The sequence below is a fragment of the Leeuwenhoekiella sp. CH_XMU1409-2 genome (genome assembly GCF_037029365.1).
Classification (GTDB): Bacteria; Bacteroidota; Bacteroidia; order Flavobacteriales; family Flavobacteriaceae; genus Leeuwenhoekiella; species Leeuwenhoekiella blandensis.
In genome coordinates this window covers 231,454-249,798 of the sequence record NZ_JAYMEI010000001.1, presented here as the reverse complement: position 1 = coordinate 249,798, position 18,345 = coordinate 231,454, and the positions used below count along the sequence as shown (strand labels likewise).

At 39.6% G+C, this 18,345-nt stretch carries 12 protein-coding genes; all 12 read right to left on the bottom strand.

Features of this window, described 5'->3' with window-relative positions:
- Positions 1-53: 53 nt before the first annotated feature.
- The 12 genes from WA338_RS01010 to uvrC all read right to left on the bottom strand — a co-directional run bounded on the left by WA338_RS01010 (position 54) and on the right by uvrC (position 18,262).
- Positions 54-494 (bottom strand): hypothetical protein, encoded by a 441-nt coding sequence (locus WA338_RS01010; RefSeq protein WP_009778516.1) that lies wholly within the window; start codon positions 492-494, stop codon positions 54-56.
- A 122-nt stretch (positions 495-616) separates the two neighbouring features.
- Positions 617-2,278 (bottom strand): Ig-like domain-containing protein, encoded by a 1,662-nt coding sequence (locus WA338_RS01005; RefSeq protein ID WP_272987108.1) that lies wholly within the window; start codon positions 2,276-2,278, stop codon positions 617-619.
- 87 nt (positions 2,279-2,365) lie between these two features.
- Positions 2,366-4,066, bottom strand: a complete 1,701-nt coding sequence (locus WA338_RS01000) for a hypothetical protein (protein WP_272987110.1) — start codon at positions 4,064-4,066, stop codon at positions 2,366-2,368.
- Positions 4,067-4,076: 10 nt separating this feature from the next.
- Positions 4,077-6,629, bottom strand: coding sequence for a TonB-dependent receptor (locus WA338_RS00995; protein ID WP_272987112.1), 2,553 nt, complete (start codon positions 6,627-6,629; stop codon positions 4,077-4,079).
- 169 nt (positions 6,630-6,798) lie between these two features.
- A complete protein-coding gene (gene pgi / locus WA338_RS00990; protein ID WP_272987114.1) occupies positions 6,799-8,442 on the bottom strand; it encodes a glucose-6-phosphate isomerase in 1,644 nt (547 codons plus the stop codon).
- 1 nt (position 8,443) lies between these two features.
- On the bottom strand, positions 8,444-9,685 hold the full coding sequence (locus tag WA338_RS00985; protein WP_040532457.1) for a M23 family metallopeptidase: 1,242 nt from the start codon (positions 9,683-9,685) through the stop codon (positions 8,444-8,446).
- 32 nt (positions 9,686-9,717) lie between these two features.
- Entirely contained in the window at positions 9,718-10,668 is a 951-nt protein-coding gene (locus WA338_RS00980; RefSeq protein ID WP_272987116.1) for a tryptophan 2,3-dioxygenase family protein, read from the bottom strand.
- Positions 10,668-11,444 (bottom strand): DUF3108 domain-containing protein, encoded by a 777-nt coding sequence (locus tag WA338_RS00975; protein WP_272987118.1) that lies wholly within the window; start codon positions 11,442-11,444, stop codon positions 10,668-10,670. Before WA338_RS00975 ends, WA338_RS00980 begins: the two co-directional genes overlap by 1 nt.
- A 209-nt stretch (positions 11,445-11,653) precedes the next feature.
- Positions 11,654-12,814: a 4-hydroxyphenylpyruvate dioxygenase gene (hppD, locus tag WA338_RS00970; RefSeq protein ID WP_272987120.1), complete on the bottom strand. Its 1,161-nt coding sequence runs from the start codon at positions 12,812-12,814 to the stop codon at positions 11,654-11,656.
- Between the two features lie 118 nt (positions 12,815-12,932).
- The gene (locus WA338_RS00965; RefSeq protein WP_272987121.1) at positions 12,933-14,093 is read right to left on the bottom strand and encodes a homogentisate 1,2-dioxygenase; all 1,161 of its coding nucleotides are present in this window, start codon (positions 14,091-14,093) and stop codon (positions 12,933-12,935) included.
- A gap of 109 nt (positions 14,094-14,202) precedes the next feature.
- The gene (locus WA338_RS00960) at positions 14,203-16,467 is read right to left on the bottom strand and encodes a patatin-like phospholipase family protein (protein WP_272987123.1); all 2,265 of its coding nucleotides are present in this window, start codon (positions 16,465-16,467) and stop codon (positions 14,203-14,205) included.
- Positions 16,457-18,262, bottom strand: a complete 1,806-nt coding sequence (uvrC, locus tag WA338_RS00955) for an excinuclease ABC subunit UvrC (protein ID WP_272987125.1) — start codon at positions 18,260-18,262, stop codon at positions 16,457-16,459. The genes WA338_RS00960 and uvrC overlap by 11 nt, the downstream gene beginning before the upstream one ends.
- Positions 18,263-18,345: the final 83 nt, after the last annotated feature.

Here is an 18,345-nt window from a genome sequence, read left to right as displayed (position 1 = left end):
TGCCGACTAATCAAGGGATTTTTTTATCTAAATACTTAGGTCTTGAATCTAATTTAAAACCAGTTTGACCAAGGAATTCTGGTAAGCATTACAAGAAGTCCTAGCGTATAGAATATAGCTAAGAGTTTAAACTTAGGCTTTGAGGTCAATTTCTTTTTATGCTTGCTGTAACCTACCGTTACAAAAACAATCGTGATGATCATTGCCAGCGGATGCTCTACAACATACAAACGTAAATTAGGATCGCTCATCGCTGCGCTCATTCCTTGAGAAGCTATCGCTTTTGCTCCTAAAGGAGACACAAAATAAAGCACGATACCAATAAGCAGTTGAATATGTGTTACGATCAACGTAAATAAGGCTAATCGAAAATCACGTGCGCTAAACTCTTTATTTCCGAAGTAAGAAACTAAAGAGTTGATGGTAGTTATGGTAAGTACTGCGAGCACTAAATAAGCCCAATACGAGTGTACAAATTGAATGGTATTATACATAGTCTGATTTTTGAATCTCAAAGATAACTTTTTGCATTAAAAGCCATTCAAATCTTAAGCGTTAAAAGCAAAAACCCTTTTCAAAGCTGAAAAGGGTTTTAAAATTATAAGATAATATTCACCTACTCCCAAGTGTTTTCGGCAGGATTTCCTCCCCAGATCAAGGTCGCAAGATACGGGTTATCTATAAATGGATTACGAACGCCCTGAGCTCCTTCAATCACTTCGTTTCGCTGACGCTCAAAGTCAGAAACCGGATCTTCACGATTCCATTTCAGGAATAGATCTAACGTACCCACTTTAGTATAATCTTCTCCATAACGTACATTAAGATACAACACCATACGCGCTACATCTCCCTTCCACTCATCTCCCGGGAACCAAGAATTTCCGTTTACAAGCTCGTATTGACCACTACCATCTGTATATGGATAATTCAAACGAAGCGAATTTATAGCATCGTCTGCCGATCGTAAATGATGTAAATCGGTCACTGCATCTTCACTATCTAAACGCGACTGCGGAAAAATATGTTCGGTATTGAAGGTTTGCGGGGTATGAGGATTACTTCCCGAAGTATATTCTCTACGATCTCTGCTTTCGCCCGAGTACATCAAGATCACATTTGCAGGATTATCTAAATCTTCATCTGCATCATACAAATATTCATGACGCTCAAAATACGTAAGAATTGTGGTATGCATATCCTGCGTAAGCGTACGCAGCACAGTGAAATTCAAGTCTTCATCTGTAGTAAGCGCCAAATCTCCATAATAATATTCTAGCGCCGCAGGAATATTAACATCAAGACCATCTACAAGCTTAATAGTTATTGTTGCAGTTACACAAGACGGTGTGTCATCATCATCGCACAACGTGTAGGTAATGGTATCCTCCCCTATAAAATCTGTAGTTGAAGTATAGGTGATCGTACCATCTTCATTAAGCGTTGCAGCGCCAGATCCCGAATAACTGATTTCGGTTACTACGGCGTCATCAATCAAATCGTCATTTTCAGTAAAACCTTCTAAGGTTAATGTTTGATTTTCTTGTCTAAACACAAATTCATCGTCTACAGCTACCGGCGTTCCTTCGTCTATAACAGTGATGGTAATAGTAGCGGTTGAACAAACCGGGGTTTCATCATCATCGCAAATAGTATACGTAAACGTATCTTCTCCTGCATATGCATTAGGGGCAGTATACGAGATCGAACCATTCTCATTAATCACAGCAGTCCCAAGGGTATTTGTTAAGTCAAGCTCAGTTACTTCTGCATTGTCAAGCAATTCATCATTTTCGAGATAATTATTGATTCTAAAGGTAGTATTTTCGGTCACCTCATAGCTATCGTCAACAGCAACGGGATCTGCTCCAGTAACAGTGATTGTCACAGTTGCAGAAGAACAATTCACAGGTGTTTCAGAATCACATAGCGTATAACTGAAAGTATCTTCTCCTGTAAAATTTGATGGCGGTGTATAGGTAAATGTGCCATCTCTATTGTCTAGAATGCTTCCACCTTCTGAAGACTCAGCATCAATTTCTGAAACACGACCAAAGTCAAAAATGGTATCGTTCTCTAAAAGATCTGTAATAGTCAATACTTCATTTTCTCCAATAGTATAGGCATCGTCAGCAGCAACAGGCGCGTTCACCTCTGGTTCAGGTTCTGGCTCAGGAGTTACGGTAGTGTCGTCTCCTCCGCTACATCCTAAAACAAGAATCAGCGATAAAAGACTTAAAAATCTCCATGGAAATTTAGGGGTAACATTCTTTTTCATAATTCTATTTTATTGTATTTCAATATAGGTATAGAAAAGAAAACCTCCTACTTTGGGTAGGAGGTTTAACTTATTATCTATTATAGGTTATTGTAAAACCCAAACTCCGTCTGTTTTGATTAACAAGAAGGTTTCGGTTGTGTTAGAACCGTTATAAATGTCAAAGGTAACAGCATACTTCTGACCTTCTTCTGCAGAAGGGTTAAGCTCATCAAGCAATAAGTTCATTGCCTCAAGAATCATATCATCAGACCAATATGCAGCATTACCACTACGACGATCTAAGTTTCCGTAGTTTGCCATACTAGCAGTTTGAGCCGGATACTCATCTTCAAGCTCTGCTACGATAAATGCATAATCGGCAGCTGTTAAGCTATATGCAATAGTATTATCTGGAACCCAAGTTGTACCGTCATTACCAAATTGTAAAGAAGTCTCAATAACACTTGGAATGTTTACAAAAGTACCATCTTCAAAAACGAAGTTTGCATACTCAGTTGAAGTAGAACCATCATAAAATGCATAAGCTACAGCAACAAAGTCACCTTCCTCAGCATAAGGGAATTCTCTACCTAAGAAAATCTCTAACTTATAAATTGCTTCGTCCTCATCATCAAAGTTTGGATATGATTGTCCCATTTCTGTATAGTCTTCAGCATCTAATGCAAATGGCTCATTCCAGTTTCCGTTAGTGAATGCATAAACTGTAGTAGCTTCAATAGTAGAAACTGACGCGGTGTCATCAACAACGTAAGCATCTCCTTCTTTAACTACCGAAAGCACTTCTGAACCAGCAGCTCCTGTATATGTTGCATAAGTAACTTGGAACTGATCTCCTTCCTCTGCATCAGGATATTGTGTATCGATGATAAAACTAACTGCTTCTAAAATCATAGCATCGCTCCAGTAAGCATCACGACCGTCTCTTCTTTCAAAGTTGCTGTATTGCGCTGCACTAGATGCAGGATCAGGATAAGCTGTTGCAAATTCAGTCCCAATAAGATCAAAATCTGCAGCATCTAACTCGTAAGAAACGCCACCTACAGCTACATATGCATTACCGTCAAATTGTACAGTCATACTTTCTGTACCAGAACTACCGTCATATATTGCATAAGAAACATTGTATTTTTGACCAGTAACATCATCAAAGTTGTCACTTAAAACAACATTAATAGCCTCTAAGATCATATCATTGTCCCAATACGCATCACGAGTCTCTCTACGATCAAAGTTGCTGTACTGAGCTGCACTAGATGCAGGATCAGGGTAAGCAGCAGCCAGTTCTTCTCCAATAAGATCAAAGTCATCTGCGTTTATAGTATATTGAATTTCATCAGCAAGTACTTGATAGGTTAAGCTAACGTAGTCACCATTCTCTGCTTGAGGATATTGATAATCAAGAAAATCTTGAATTTCACCTAAGCCAGAAAAATAAGCATTGGAAAGACCAACAGCTTCATAGTCTGCTGCAACCACAGTGTAGTTCTCTACACGAATAGGATCATAAATAGCAAAAGTTACATTAGCTAAAGAACCTTCTCCTAATACAGGAAAGTTATTATCTAATACTTGCGGGATTAATGCACGGGCATCATCCATACTACTGAAGTTACCAAAATTAAGCTCCAGATCTTCGTAGTCATCATCTGTTAATGTATAATCTAACACTGTGCTGATTCCCGGCTCATTAGCCGCTAAGCGCTCATTTATATCCTCTACAGGATCACAACCAATGGCTAAGACAGCCAAGATGATTGCGGTAAATAAATAATTTAATTTTTTCATCTTAATTTTTTTAGAAATTAATTGTTGCTCCGATAGTGTACGTTCTACCAGGACCATAATATACTAATGCTGTTTCTGCTACAGAACCATCACCGTCTTGAGCATCAGAAATATACTCAGTTCCTAATACGTTAAATACGTTAGCATTGATTTGTGTATTGAAACCACCAAAATTGAATCTGTGTGTTAAACCTAAATCAAACACTCCGTAATCTGGCATTTCCCAAGTTTGAGGAAGTCCTTGTACGCTACGACCTGTAACATCATAATCTGCGTAATAATCAGCAGCATAGTTAAAAGAAGCTCTAACTGTTGTAGAAGCAAGCACCGCATAATCAGCACCAACAGCAAAGGTAGTTTGTGCAGAGTTACCCACTTTTACACCATCGAGATAAATATCGATTGGATCTCCAATTGGGTTTTGCTGATCATCAAAAACCTGCACATTATTCACATCATTAGCCCATTGCCAGTCTCCTAAAGAAGCCATACCAGTTAACGTCAAAGTTTCGGTAGGACGGTACTGTAATTCTAATTCAACACCTTGGTGCAATGCGTCTATACCTAAAATGTTTGCAGTGTACTGAATGTTGTTTGCAGTTCTTGAGATCGTATAGGTTCTATCCATCCATTGTGTACGATACACATTCAAGTCTGCTCTAAAGTTATCTCCTCTGAATCCATATCCTAATTCAGCACTGAAAATCTTTTGATTAACTGCATCTTCATTAGTTACGTTAGTGTTATTCAAGAATACAGCATTACTAAATGGTGCACGCTCAAAGTAACCTACGTTAGCAAAAACATTATGCTTTTCATCAAGACGATAGTTTAAACCACCTTTAGTACTGAAAGCAGTAAAGTTTACCCAATCTGTTTCTCTTAACGGATCGTCTGGAGTATACTTGAAGTAATCCTCTCTTTTGTATGAAGTATTGTTTCCTGCAATAGAAATTACTGCAGAAATCGCATCCTTGTTATACTCTGCCTGAGCAAATAAACCTTGCCAGTTAGTATAACCTGTGTCATTGTAGTTGTACTTATCTCCAACACGTACTACTTTGTTAGGATTATTAACATCATTATCATCTACATAGAATGCACCACCTAATAGATCTGTTAACTCTGTGTAGTGATCTCCCTGGTAAAAACGTAAATCAATACCAGCAGTTAAATCAATATATTCTGTTAATTCGGTATTGTAAGTAGAAAGCGCACCATACCATTGGTGATTGTTTCTAGAAGCTCTCAAGAAAGTCTCAGCACTTGTTGCCTGACCTAAAGCTTTATTCTCTGCAATGATCTTATCAAGGTTTACAGGACCAAACTCTTGAGTACGATAGTCTGTATCATACTTACCAAATTTGTTAGTTCCTGCAGTACCACCACCACCACCGGTACCAAATGAATAGTAAACCGCTGTTGTAAGTGAGGAAATATCATTAATGGTCCAATAGTGATTTAATGACATTTGAGGCTTGTGATAGAAGTTATCTTCAATATTTACTAACTGACCATTTTTATAACCATAGTCTGTGTTAGTACGAATACCACGATCACTTCTTCTAAAATCATCAATTAACAATCTATTTTGACGCTGTCCGTGACGCTGTGGAGCACCAAAAGCTGTAAAAGACAATTCGTGATTCTCACCAATTTTCTTAGCAACGTTTAAGAAGTAAGAGTATGCGTCAATGGTAGTTGCATCTACAAATTGCTCTCCAGTAGTTCTTGAAAGACTTACAGTAGCAGCCCAATCATTTTCTAATAAACCGGTAGAAAGTTTAAAACCGTACTTAGTATAACCATCGTTACCAGTAGCCATCATTACGTTTCCACCTTTTTCGATATCGGTAGATTTTGTTACGATGTTAACAGTACCCCCAATAGAAGGAAGACCAATCATCGCTGCACCAAGACCTCTTTGCACCTGCATAGAGCTCGCTACATCAGAAAGACCAGCCCAGTTACTCCAGTATACACGACCGTTTTCCATATCGTTTACCGGAATACCGTTGATCATTACCGCAACGTTTTCTGAGTTGAAACCACGTATACGAAGTTCTGCATCTCCAAAACCACCACCACCTCTGGTTACATAAACACCAGGAGTAGTTTTAAGGATCTCAGGAAATTCCTGACTTCCTAATTCATTCTGAATAGTCTCAGCTTTAATAGTAGAAACCGCAACAGGAGTTTTACGGTCGATAGCTAAAGAGTATGCCTTAACGATTACCTCGTCAAGAGCATCAGAATCCATCTCTAGATTGATGGTCCCTAAATCAATAACTTTTTTACCAGATAAATCAAAAGCCAGTGTTGACGGCTTAAAACCTACGTAAGAAACACGCAGTGAACCTGTGTTCTCAACAACCTGGATCTCAAAAACTCCATCAAAGTCTGTTGATACTCCGTTAGTTGTTCCTTCAACAACAACGTTTACTCCAGGTAGCGGCGTTCCGTTTTCACCGTCTACTACAGTACCACGAATAGTTCCTTGAGCTTGCATGAAAGCTGTAAGCAAAAGAAACACAAGTGTTAGTGAACTTGTAATTTTTTTCATTGTGCTTGTTTAAATTTAGATTTTGCGCAAAAGTCTTAATAAAGACCTAATTAAATATTAACGCAATGTTAAGGATTAGATCTCGACATGAAATGTCAAAATTTAACCCTTAACTATTCTATTTTAACTTTTAACAGTTAAAAAACTAAATCTAAATAAGCAGCCGAATTTATTTTTTGAAGGCTTGAATCAAAGCGGTTGTTGATGCATCATGAGAAGCGATACTATCTGAATTTAAATCACTTAGCACATTTTTTGCTAATTGTTTACCCAACTCAACACCCCATTGATCGTAGCTAAAAATATTCCAAAGGATTCCTTCAGTGAAGATCTTATGCTCATATAACGCAATCAAAGTACCTAAACTTTTTGGTGTTAGCTTATCAATAAGAATGGTTGTTGTAGGCTTATTTCCGTCAAAAACCTTGAACGGGACAAGCTTTTCAATAGCAGCTGCATCCATACCTGAAGCTTCCAACTCGGCCTTGGCTTCTGATTCGGTTTTCCCATTCATCAATGCTTCAGTTTGTGCAAAAAAGTTGGCCATCAACTTGTTATGGTGATCTACATCTCCGTGCAATGATTCTTTATACCCAATAAAATGCGTTGGGATAATTTTAGTCCCTTGATGAATCAATTGAAAGAATGCGTGCTGCGAATTGGTTCCTGGTTCACCCCAAACGATCTGACCGGTTTGATAATCTACGTGATTTCCGTCACGGTCAACACTTTTACCATTACTCTCCATTATCGCTTGTTGCAAATATGCTGGGAAACGGTGTAAGTATTGCGTGTACGGAATAATCGCTTCACTTTCGGCACCAAAGAAATTATTGTACCACACCGTAACAAGCGCCATCATCACAGAAATATTCTCATCTAATGGCGTGTTTTTAAAATGCTCATCTGCCTTGTGGGCTCCGGCAAGCATACTTTCAAAGTTGTTATAGCCAACAGCCAATGCAATAGAAAGCCCAACCGAACTCCATAATGAGAAACGACCACCAACCCAGTCCCACATTGTGAACACGTTGTTAGGATCGATACCAAAATCCTTAACAGCAGTTTCATTTGTTGAAACAGCCACAAAGTGTTTTGCTACAGCCTCACCATCTTCGACAGCTCCAGCAACTTTACTTAAAAACCATTTTCTTGCAGTAGTCGCATTAGAAAGCGTTTCTTGAGTAGTGAACGTTTTTGAAACGATTACAAAAAGTGTGGTTTCAGGATTTAGGTTTTTTAAAGATTCGTGAACGTGATCACCATCTACATTAGAGATAAAATGCACCTTAAGGTGATTGTGGTAATAGGCTAAAGCTTCAGCAACCATAACAGGCCCAAGATCTGAACCACCAATACCAATGTTGACTACATCGGTAATTGCTTTGCCTGTGTAGCCTTTATGCGCACCACTGATAACAGTATCACAAAAGCCCTTAATTTTTTCTTTTACTTCGTTGACCTCAGGAATCACATCTTCTCCGTCTATCTCAACACTTGCATCTGTCGGTTGACGCAAAGCAGTATGCATTACCGCACGACCTTCGGTCTCATTTATTTCGGCTCCACCAAAATAAGCAGCTTTCGCTTCTTCAAGATTCATCTCTTTAGCCAAGTCTAGCAACAACGACTTGGTCTCTTCTGTGATTCTGTTTTTACTATAGTCAACATAAAAATCCTCCCACTTTAACGTGAAAGCTTCTGCCCTTGATTGATCTTCAAAGAGGTTTTTCATCTCGACATCTTTGATGTCTTCAAAATGTGCCTGAAGTGCTTTCCAGGCTTTAGTCTGAGTAGGATTTACTTTTTGCATTTTATGTTGATTTTTGGAAGGTTATTGCATCTAATTGCGCTTTAATAGGCGCGATGTATTCAAAATATTGTGGCTGATATTGTTCTTCTAAAGGTGCCGATGTAGGCAGGTCTATAGCAAATGGATCTACTTGTTTCCCGTTTTTCCAAAAGCGATAGCATACGTGCGGACCACTGGTATTACCCGTCATCCCGATATAACCTATCACATCCCCTTGTCTTACAAAGTCACCTCTACTTACCGCTCGTTTACTCATATGCAGGTATTGCGTATCGTAGGTTCCGTTATGCCTGATCTTGACATAATTACCATTACCACCTCTATATTCTGATGCGATTATGGTACCGTCTGAAGTAGCCATAATTGGCGTTCCTACAGGCGCGGCAAAATCGGTTCCTTTATGCGGACGGATTCGGTTCCCGTAATAGGCAATTCGACGTCTTAAATTATAGCGAGAAGAAATACGACCAAACTTCAACGGACTCTTTAAAAAAGCACGACGCAGGTTATCTGCATCCTGATCGTAATAATCGCGCTGCCCACCGCTTATCGAATCGTTTTGAAAAGCAAAGGCATAAATAGGCTTTCCTTTGTGTTCAAACCAACTCGCCTTGATCTCTCCAAAACCTGCCGGAATCGTATCATTAATATACTTTTCAGTATAGACCACTTTAAATTTATCTCCGGGTTGCAGCCTAAAGAAATCAATGGTCCAGGCATAAATATCTGCCATCCCGTAGGCTACCAGAATATTAACACCCAAATCATCAAAAGTGGTAGATAAGTTATCGTTGATCACACCGTGTGCTACACGTTCTTTAATCGTTACAGGACGTTTTTTTGCTGCTGCTTTTACCACCTCATCAGCAAAATCGAGCACCACATAATCGATCTTGTTTTGCTCATAAATAAAGACCTGAGCTTGGTTTGTAGAATCTTTACTTTTTAAAAGCGTATAAGGTTTACCCACAACAATTTTACGGGTATCAAACGTATTTTTAACTGAATCTGTTATTTGTTGAATCGTCCCGTAATCAATACCATTTTCAAAAAGGATCTGACCAAAACTATCTCCAGATTGAACCGTGTCTGAAACCACCTCATAATCATCAAGCACATAGCCAAAGCGTTTATTCACTGGCTTTACTACCTTCTCTTTAACCGGTTCCTTTTCTTTAGTTTCATCATCTGCACAACTCATCAATGTGAGCAAGGCAACGAGTACGATACTTAGTTTTTTCAATTTAGGGTATGTTGAAAATTTATGATTTCTGTTTATTCATTTTGCCCCCATTCGGCACGCTCTTTTTCAGACCATAGCTCTGGAAAGAAAATGCGTTTCTGATATTTGGGGTGCATATACTTCACCCAATCACTTCCTCCTGTGGCTTCTAAGGGTTCTTCACCTTGATTTAAATAATGCAAAGCCGTGCGGTAATGCGACAGAACCCATTTAATATTTACCGTATAATCGTAGTGACGCATCGCTTCAAGCAATGTTGCATCCTTTTGATCAGAAAGTGGTAAGGATTTAAATCTGGTCCACAAATTTAGGGTTTTGTATTGTTTTAGAAAACGAATGAAGTCCTCCTTATATTTTAATTCGAACGCTTTTAACGTATAGGTTTTTTCTCCTGTTTTGAAGTCTTTGCCGGCAGCTTGCCAGTATAGATGTTCAAAAACCTCGTCATAATCGATCGTTGATGCTTTGGTAGCTGTAAAGCTTTCGCGAAAGCGAGCATCAATAAGATTGGTGAGCTCTGTAGAGGCAAACTCGATATAGCGATATTGCGCGCTTTGAAAACCACTTGCCGGACTCAAGGTTCTTCTAAATTTGAGATACTGCTCCATATTCATCCCTTCGCGCATGATGTTGAACGAAGAGGTGAGCATATCAAAATACCTGCTGATGCGGTTTAGTTTTTCTGAAAAAAAAGCGGTGGTGAGGTCTTGCTCATAAGCTACTTGTTCTAGCTCCCATAAGATCATCTTAAACAGCAACTCATTGATCTGATGATACATAATAAACACCATCTCATCAGGAAGTAATGTGCGCTGATTTTGCAAACTCAATAGCGAATCAACCTGAATATAATCCCAATAATTGATAGGTTTACTGTGAGCAAAGCCTTCTAGTTGATGCTCCAGGTTTTGCCCCATGGCATCAAATTTATCTTTAAGCGCTTCTAATTGTAGATTGATTTCAGGATTGCTTTTAAACGACATTAATCTTGTATAATATAGAATGGATGCTTTAAACCTTTATAAGCGTCAATATCTGCTTTTAAAGAGCCTACCGCTAAATCTGCTTTGATTTGCAAAGGTATTTTATTTTGGTCGTCGCTAATCCAAACAGTGAGACTTTCTTTCTCTTTAAAAACACGTCCTGCTTGCACATACGGCCTAAAAACAAGTGCTTTTACTTTACCAAATTTGGTCTTCACCACCTCACGGCCTAAAAACTTGAGTTTGAACTTGAAATTTTCCTGATCAAAGAACATGTTGATCACGGTCTCATCTCCTTCTTTTAAGGTGCTTGCATCTATCGCATTTCTTAAATGATAGAAGCTAGAAACCATATCGTGAATGTTGGGTTCTGTCTGAAAGGTTTTTATTTCATTATGCTTTTTATCATTAACCGTAGCGACACGAGCCTGCTGGTCAAAATCAATGATCTTATCTTTTGTATGTCCACCTTCATCAATCTTCCTGATAAAACGATACGGCAAGGTGGTTTGCTTGTCGATATAGGTCTCGTAATAATCTTCAACCCCAAAAAAGAGCTTGGTCATTCCCGTGGTCACTCCCTTGCCTTTTACATGGTAAACCGGCTTACCCTTCAGCGTTTCATTGTCAACAGAAAGCGTAGCTTCACCGGCTTTCCACCAGCCGCTATAACTAATTCGAAAGCGAAACCACTCTCCATCTTTAAACGCAGCCTCCTGCGCAAAAGTTGATCCTGCGATTAAAAGCATTAACAATATCAAGTATTTATTTTTCATAGCGACATTAGTTTAAAGCACAACAAAGACGTTGTATATCATGCTTTTACAAGAGTTGTTCCAAAAGTAGCAAAAGCTAAAAATCCCTGCTTGAATACAAACAGGGATTTTGAAATTTTATTGGCAGCATCTAAGGATTTATCTCGATCGCTTTGGGGATGCCTGACAGGATTGCCCTGATGCTCCTCACACTATTTATTCTCCAAAAGTTAAAGCGTACCGCGCTGTGCTTGCTCCCGTTCAATAGATTCAAAAAGTGCTTTAAAGTTACCGGCACCAAAACCTTTTGCGCCCATACGTTGAATGATCTCAAAAAACAGTGTGGGACGATCTTGAAGCGGCTTAGTGAAAATCTGAAGCAAATAACCTTCTTCATCTGCGTCTACCAGAATTGAAAGTTCTTGAAGTTTATTAAGATCTTCTTTCATTGTGTCCATATGTGCCCCCAAACGACGCGGAATATCATCATAATAGGCTTGCGGAGGTGGTGGAAGAAACTCTACACCACGGGCTTTTAAAGCAGCCACAGTTTTTACAATATCATCGGTAGCAACAGCCAAATGCTGCACTCCCGGACCTTCGTAAAAATCGAGATACTCCTCGATCTGTGATTTTTTAATCCCTTCTGCCGGCTCATTGATCGGGAATTTTATTCTTCCGTTACCGTTGCTCATCACCTTACTCATCAATGCTGAATATTCGGTAGTGATTTGCTTGTCGTCAAAGGTCAGGAAGTTTACAAATCCCATCACATCCTCATACCATTTTACCCAGGTGTTCATCTCGCCCCAACCAACATTGCCCACCATATGGTCAATGTATTTTAAACCGGTAGGCTCCGGATTATAATCTGATTCCCACTTGCGAAAGCCCGGCAGAAACTGTCCGTTATAGTTTTTACGCTCAACAAACATATGCACGGTCTCACCATAGGTATAAATCCCGGAACGTACGACTTCGCCGTGCTCATCTTTTTCTACTTCGGGTTCCATAAACGGTTTTGCGCCACGTTTTGTGGTTTCTTCAAAGGCGCTGCGTGCATCTTCTACCCAAAGCGCAACTACTTTTACCCCATCGCCGTGCTTTACAATATGCTCATTTATAGGTGACGCACTTCCTAAAGGAGAAGTAAGCACCAAGCGTATTTTGTCTTGGCGCAGCACATAGCTTACCCGATCTTTTTTTCCGGTTTCGAGACCGCTGTAAGCTTCAGATTGAAAACCAAAAGCGGTTTTATAAAAATGAGCAGCCTGCTTGGCATTACCCACATAGAATTCTACATAATCGGTTCCTAAAAGCGGCAAAAAGTCTTGCGCTCCGTCAAATATTTTTTCCAGTCCGTAGTCGACTGATTTCAATTCTTTACTCATTGTTTTATGTTTTAGCCCTGATTGCAGCGGCATCCTTTTTAATGGTTGAGCCTAAAGGCGAAAGCATTAAAAAGATACAGCGGAAAGCAGGAAATAGCTCCTAATACTCATTTAAAAATTAATGCTCGAGCCACGATTTGTAATAGGTTTCATCTGCAATTGGCATCGCATCTTCACAGATCTGTAAGGGTTTAAAAGTGTCAACCATAACCGCAAGCTCTTCGGTTTCTGTTTTGCCGATGCTGCGCTCTGTGGCTCCCGGATGCGGCCCGTGCGGAATGCCCGCCGGATGCAACGAAATATGCCCCGCTTCGATATCGTTTCGGCTCATAAAATCACCATCAACATAATACAACACCTCATCGCTGTCGATGTTGCTGTGATTGTACGGTGCCGGAATACTCTCTGGGTGATAATCGTATTTACGCGGACAAAAACTGCACACCACAAAAGCATCGGTCTCGAAGGTTTGATGCACCGGTGGTGGTTGATGCACACGGCCCGTAATAGGTTCAAAATCGTGTATTGAAAATGCATAGGGATAATTGTACCCGTCATATCCAACCACATCAAAAGGATGCGAAGCATAGACCATATCAAAAAGGTCGTCTTGCTTTTTGATTTTCATTAAAAATTCACCCGATTCGTTATTGGTTTCCAATTCGTACGGTCTGCGCAAGTCTCGCTCGCAAAAAGGAGAATGCTCGAGTAATTGGCCAAACCAGTTTCGGTAGCGTTTAGGCGTGTAAATGGGTCTTCTAGACTCAACGATAAAGAGCCTATTATCCTCAGTATCAAAATCTAATTTGTAAATCGTTCCCCGCGGAATCAATAAATAATCACCGTATTTAAAATCGAGATTCCCTAAATGACTGCGGAATTTCCCACTACCGCGATGCACAAAAATAAGTTCGTCTGCATCACTGTTTTTATAAAAATAGTCTTGTGTTTTGTTCTTTGGCGCGGCCAAAATAATCGTGCAATCGCTATTGGTTAAAACCGGTTTTCGACTTTCTAGATAATCACCTTCGGGCTTGATCTCAAAACCTCTGAAGCGATACGATTGAATGTGATTGGCTTTGGCAACCTTTGGCTTAATATTTTTGCTCCCTTTGATTTCTTTAACTTGAGTAGGTCGCTGCTCGTGGTACATATTGCTGTACATCCCATCAAAACCGATGGTCCCAAAAAGCTGCTCATAATACAAGCTTCCGTCTGGCTTTCTAAATTGCGTATGTCGTTTATGTGGAATTTTACCCAGCTTATGATAGAAAGGCATAGCATTTAATTTTTAGTTTCAAGAATTGATCATTTTAAATCATTCTTCGAAAACGATATAGTTTTTCACAAATATCGTAAAAACAACAGCCAATGTGACTAATATTTTCTTAAAACCAAAATCCTAAACTGAAGTTCCAGAATACTTTTTCAATTTCTGGAGAATACGAAATTTTAGTCTGTAATGGGCCTACCAAAGTTTCCAGACCATAGCCCACATAATAGCCTGTAAAATCAGGTGAGCTTAACCAATTTCCTGAAGTGAATAAGTCATTTTCAAGATTAGCAAAGTTGGCTCCAAAGTTTAAATGGTTCTTACGGTAAAAATTATAATCAAAGGTAATCTCAGACTTTAATAGTCCGTCTCCGGTTCTACTTATTAAATCGTAACCGTAAAACGGAATAAGATTGTTTACAAAATCATTACCCCAACCGCCCAGAACAAAGTTTAAAGTCGTGCTTTCGGTCGCACCAATTCTAAAACCTCCTTCGGCACTTAAAAGCATTGTGAATTTAGGCGCTAATGTTTTGGCATATTTCAGCTCTGCTTTACCAATAGAGAACTCTTCAAAATTGTCATTGTAGTCTGAAGAAAAAAGGTATAAATGAAAATCTCCGTTAAAATACCAACCTGAAGTGGGGAAGTATTTGTTGTCAAACGAATCTAACAACAAACTACCGTAGGTGCTGTAATAATGGCTGTTATCAAAATAGATCTTACCGGTATTATCATTCTCTAGCCGAATACTTTCAGTATCGATTTTTAAAAACTTATGCTCAAGTCCTAAGCTAAGCGAAAACTGTTTTTGAAATAACGTTTGTAAATAAACCTGATTGGTAAAGTCGGTATAATCTACTGCGAGTGTATTGAAGTTTTCTAAAGGCAGGTTATTTAACGCTTCAACAAATCGTGCATCAACGCGACTGTCAAAACTATTGTAGCGAGAACGCAACCCAAACCCGATATAAAAACCGTTATCACTATAGTAATCAAAATTATAGCGAATGTTATCCCCAAGCGCCAGATCAAAAGAGGCGATATCATTTTTAAAGAGCAGGCGCTTCTTGGTCACATTGATAAGCGCTGCACTTTTATAAATATCATCATAATGAATCCCAGCTTTCACAAACGTAGTAGCTTCACGCTCAGCCAAATCAAGTACTAGATGACTTTGACCATCATCATATTTTTCTAGACGATGATTAATACGCTGAAAGTTGTTAGTCGCCGCCAGATTGTTGATTCCGTCAAAAAGCTGTGTGTACGTGATTTTTGCCGGAGTCTTGATCTTCAATTTCCCTAAAATATAAGAGCGGGTGTAGTATCTATTCCCATTGATCGCCACACTTTTAATGCGGAGCGTATCTTGAGTTTTCAGTTTAAGATTTGGTTTTTTATACGCCGAACCTTGTAAACGCGCTAATTTTTTAAACGCTGAATCATATTCTTCGGCTTTATCCTGACCGCCCTGAATGATTTCTGCCCCACGGTCAAAATCAACCACGGTATACCCATCGATGTTAGGCTTGATGTAAATATCTGTTTGTTCAACCTTATCACGCATCGCTTCGATCGTGCGGTAATTATTGATTTGAAGCAGCATTTCTGGAGCGCTCTTCAACTCGTCTTTATCGCGCAACCCATCTTGAACGTCTACACCAATTATAAAATTAGCGCCTCGCTTTCTCAATTCTTCAACCGGATAATTATTAACCACACCCCCATCAATGAGAATTTTATCATCTAAAACCACAGGGCTGAATAGCGACGGCAGCGCACCACTGGCGGTTATTGCTTCGGGCAAGCAGCCTTTATCTAATACAATCGCCTGTCCTTTCTCTGCATCTGTTGCGACACAAAAAAACGGAATAGACAATTTTGTGAAATCATCGGTTTCTTGAACGTGATGCGTAAGTTGTGTAAACAGATTATAGATGTTTTGACCCTTTGATAATGCTGAAGGAAAAGAGATCTTGAATTTTTCAAAAGGAAGCGCGATCGCATAACGCTCACGATCTGCACGCTCGTGAAAAGATTGTGCACTACGCGGCAAATCGTCTTGAATAAGCTTTTCAAAATCTACAGATTCAAAGATCGAATCTAATTGGTGTGCGTTGTAACCGGCGGCATACAAGCCTCCGATAATCGCTCCCATACTGGTGCCGCCTATGTAACCTATTTTGATTCCGGCGGCTTCAATTTCTTTAAGCACGCCTATATGCGCCAGACCCTTTGCTCCGCCTCCACTAAGCACAAGACCTACTTTTAAATTTTCGCCTTGCGGAATCTTTGAAAAATCTACAGTCGTGCTGTCTTGAGCTTGAACCGCCCAATGCAACAGAAAAATGAGTAGTAGACTGTAGTTAATTTTCATTTGCAGATTGCTGATAATGATTGATTATAATTTTTGCCTTTGCCGGCCCGATGACTTCGCTTAAAGCCGCTGCTGAAGCTTTTTTTACCTTACTCACCGATCTAAAATGTCGCAACAATTCAATAACCGTTTTTTCTCCTATTCCGGGAATAGTCTCAAGTTCGGTATTTATTGCCGCTTTACTGCGTTGATTTCTATGAAATGTGATCCCAAAGCGGTGCGCTTCATTACGCAATTGCTGTATTACTTTTAAGGTTTCACTTTTCTTATCAAGATACAGCGGTATTGAATCTCCCGGGTAAAACAATTCTTCGAGACGCTTTGCAATCCCAATGATCGCGATCTTTCCGCGTAAACCTAAGGCTTCTAAAGCCTTTACTCCAGACGATAGTTGCCCTTTACCACCATCAACGATGATCAATTGTGGTAGAGGTTCATCTTCATTCAATAATCTTCGGTATCTTCTAAAAACCACCTCTTCCATAGACGCAAAATCATCAGGACCTGTTACAGTCTTAATATTAAATTTACGATAATCTTTTTTGCTGGGTTTTCCATCTTTGAAGACCACACAGGCCGCAACAGGATTTGTTCCCTGAATATTAGAGTTATCAAAACATTCAATATGACGTGGCTCAACCGAAAGGCGCAAATCTGACTTCATCTGTGCCATAAGGCGGTTGACGTGGCGGTCAGGATCTACGATTTTCGTCTGTTTAAAACGCTCCATTCTGAAGTACTTCGCGTTACGCTCAGAGAGTTCTACAATGCGTTTTTTGTCTCCAAGCTTAGGCACTGTTACCCGAATGCCATCTCCCAAATCAAGATCAAAAGGCACATAAATTTCTGAGGATTGCGAGTTAAAGCGCTGCCTGATCTCGATGATTCCTATAGCCAAAAGTTCTGCATTAGACTCGTCTAATTTCTTTTTCAGTTCTAGCGTATGTGATCTAATGATCGCCCCGTGCGATAGCTGTAAAAAGTTGACGTAGCCATAGCCCTCATCAGAAACGATACTAAATACATCTACATTATTGATCGACGGATTCACCACCGTACTTTTGGCTTGGTAGCCTTCAAGCACCTCGATCTTTTCTTTGATACGCTGCGCATCTTCAAATTCCATCGCTTCGGCGTGTGCTTTCATTTGTGATCTGAAGCGATACAACGAATCTTTAAAATTTCCCTTTACAATATCCCGAATCGCATCTATGTTATCGTGATAGGTTTTTGCCGAGATTTTATCCTCGCAAGGTCCCAGACAATTGCCCAAATGATACTCTAAACACACCTTGTACTTGCCAGATTCTATCTTTTCTTTAGATAAATCGTAATTGCAGGTGCGCAACGGGTAGAGGCCTTTGATCAAATCGAGTAAGGTGTGCACCGTTTTCATACTCGTGTAAGGTCCGTAGTACTCACTACCGTCTTTTATAAGTCGGCGTGTGGGAAAAACCCTGGGAAAACGCTCATTTTTGATACAAATCCAAGGATAACTTTTATCATCCTTAAGCATCACATTATACTTAGGCTGATAATTTTTTATCATATTATTTTCCAGCAAGAGTGCATCAGTCTCACTGTTGACCACAATATGCTTTATGGTAACGATCTTCTTGACCAGCATATGTGTGCGGGCGTTGTCGTGCTTTTTATTGAAATAAGAAGAAACACGCTTCTTCAAATTCTTTGCTTTACCTACATAGAGCAGTTTTCCCTTTTTATCATAATATTGATAAACGCCGGGGCTGCTGGGCAAGGTTTTAAGCTGTATTTCTAAATCAGGGGTTTCCATACCAACCAAATTTACGGCTTATCCCGCGCTAAAAAAATTTATTAACCTGCCTTTACAGAACCTAAGTAAAGCCTTAGGCAATC

Coding starts and splice junctions, on each gene's coding strand:
- WA338_RS01010 (WP_009778516.1), bottom strand. CDS start 494: ATGTATAATACCATTCAATTTGTACACTCGTATTGGGCTTATTTAGTG.
- WA338_RS01005 (WP_272987108.1), bottom strand. CDS start 2,278: ATGAAAAAGAATGTTACCCCTAAATTTCCATGGAGATTTTTAAGTCTT.
- WA338_RS01000 (WP_272987110.1), bottom strand. CDS start 4,066: ATGAAAAAATTAAATTATTTATTTACCGCAATCATCTTGGCTGTCTTA.
- WA338_RS00995 (WP_272987112.1), bottom strand. CDS start 6,629: ATGAAAAAAATTACAAGTTCACTAACACTTGTGTTTCTTTTGCTTACA.
- pgi (WP_272987114.1), bottom strand. CDS start 8,442: ATGCAAAAAGTAAATCCTACTCAGACTAAAGCCTGGAAAGCACTTCAG.
- WA338_RS00980 (WP_272987116.1), bottom strand. CDS start 10,668: ATGTCGTTTAAAAGCAATCCTGAAATCAATCTACAATTAGAAGCGCTT.
- WA338_RS00975 (WP_272987118.1), bottom strand. CDS start 11,444: ATGAAAAATAAATACTTGATATTGTTAATGCTTTTAATCGCAGGATCA.
- hppD (WP_272987120.1), bottom strand. CDS start 12,814: ATGAGTAAAGAATTGAAATCAGTCGACTACGGACTGGAAAAAATATTT.
- WA338_RS00965 (WP_272987121.1), bottom strand. CDS start 14,093: ATGCCTTTCTATCATAAGCTGGGTAAAATTCCACATAAACGACATACG.
- WA338_RS00960 (WP_272987123.1), bottom strand. CDS start 16,467: ATGAAAATTAACTACAGTCTACTACTCATTTTTCTGTTGCATTGGGCG.
- uvrC (WP_272987125.1), bottom strand. CDS start 18,262: ATGGAAACCCCTGATTTAGAAATACAGCTTAAAACCTTGCCCAGCAGC.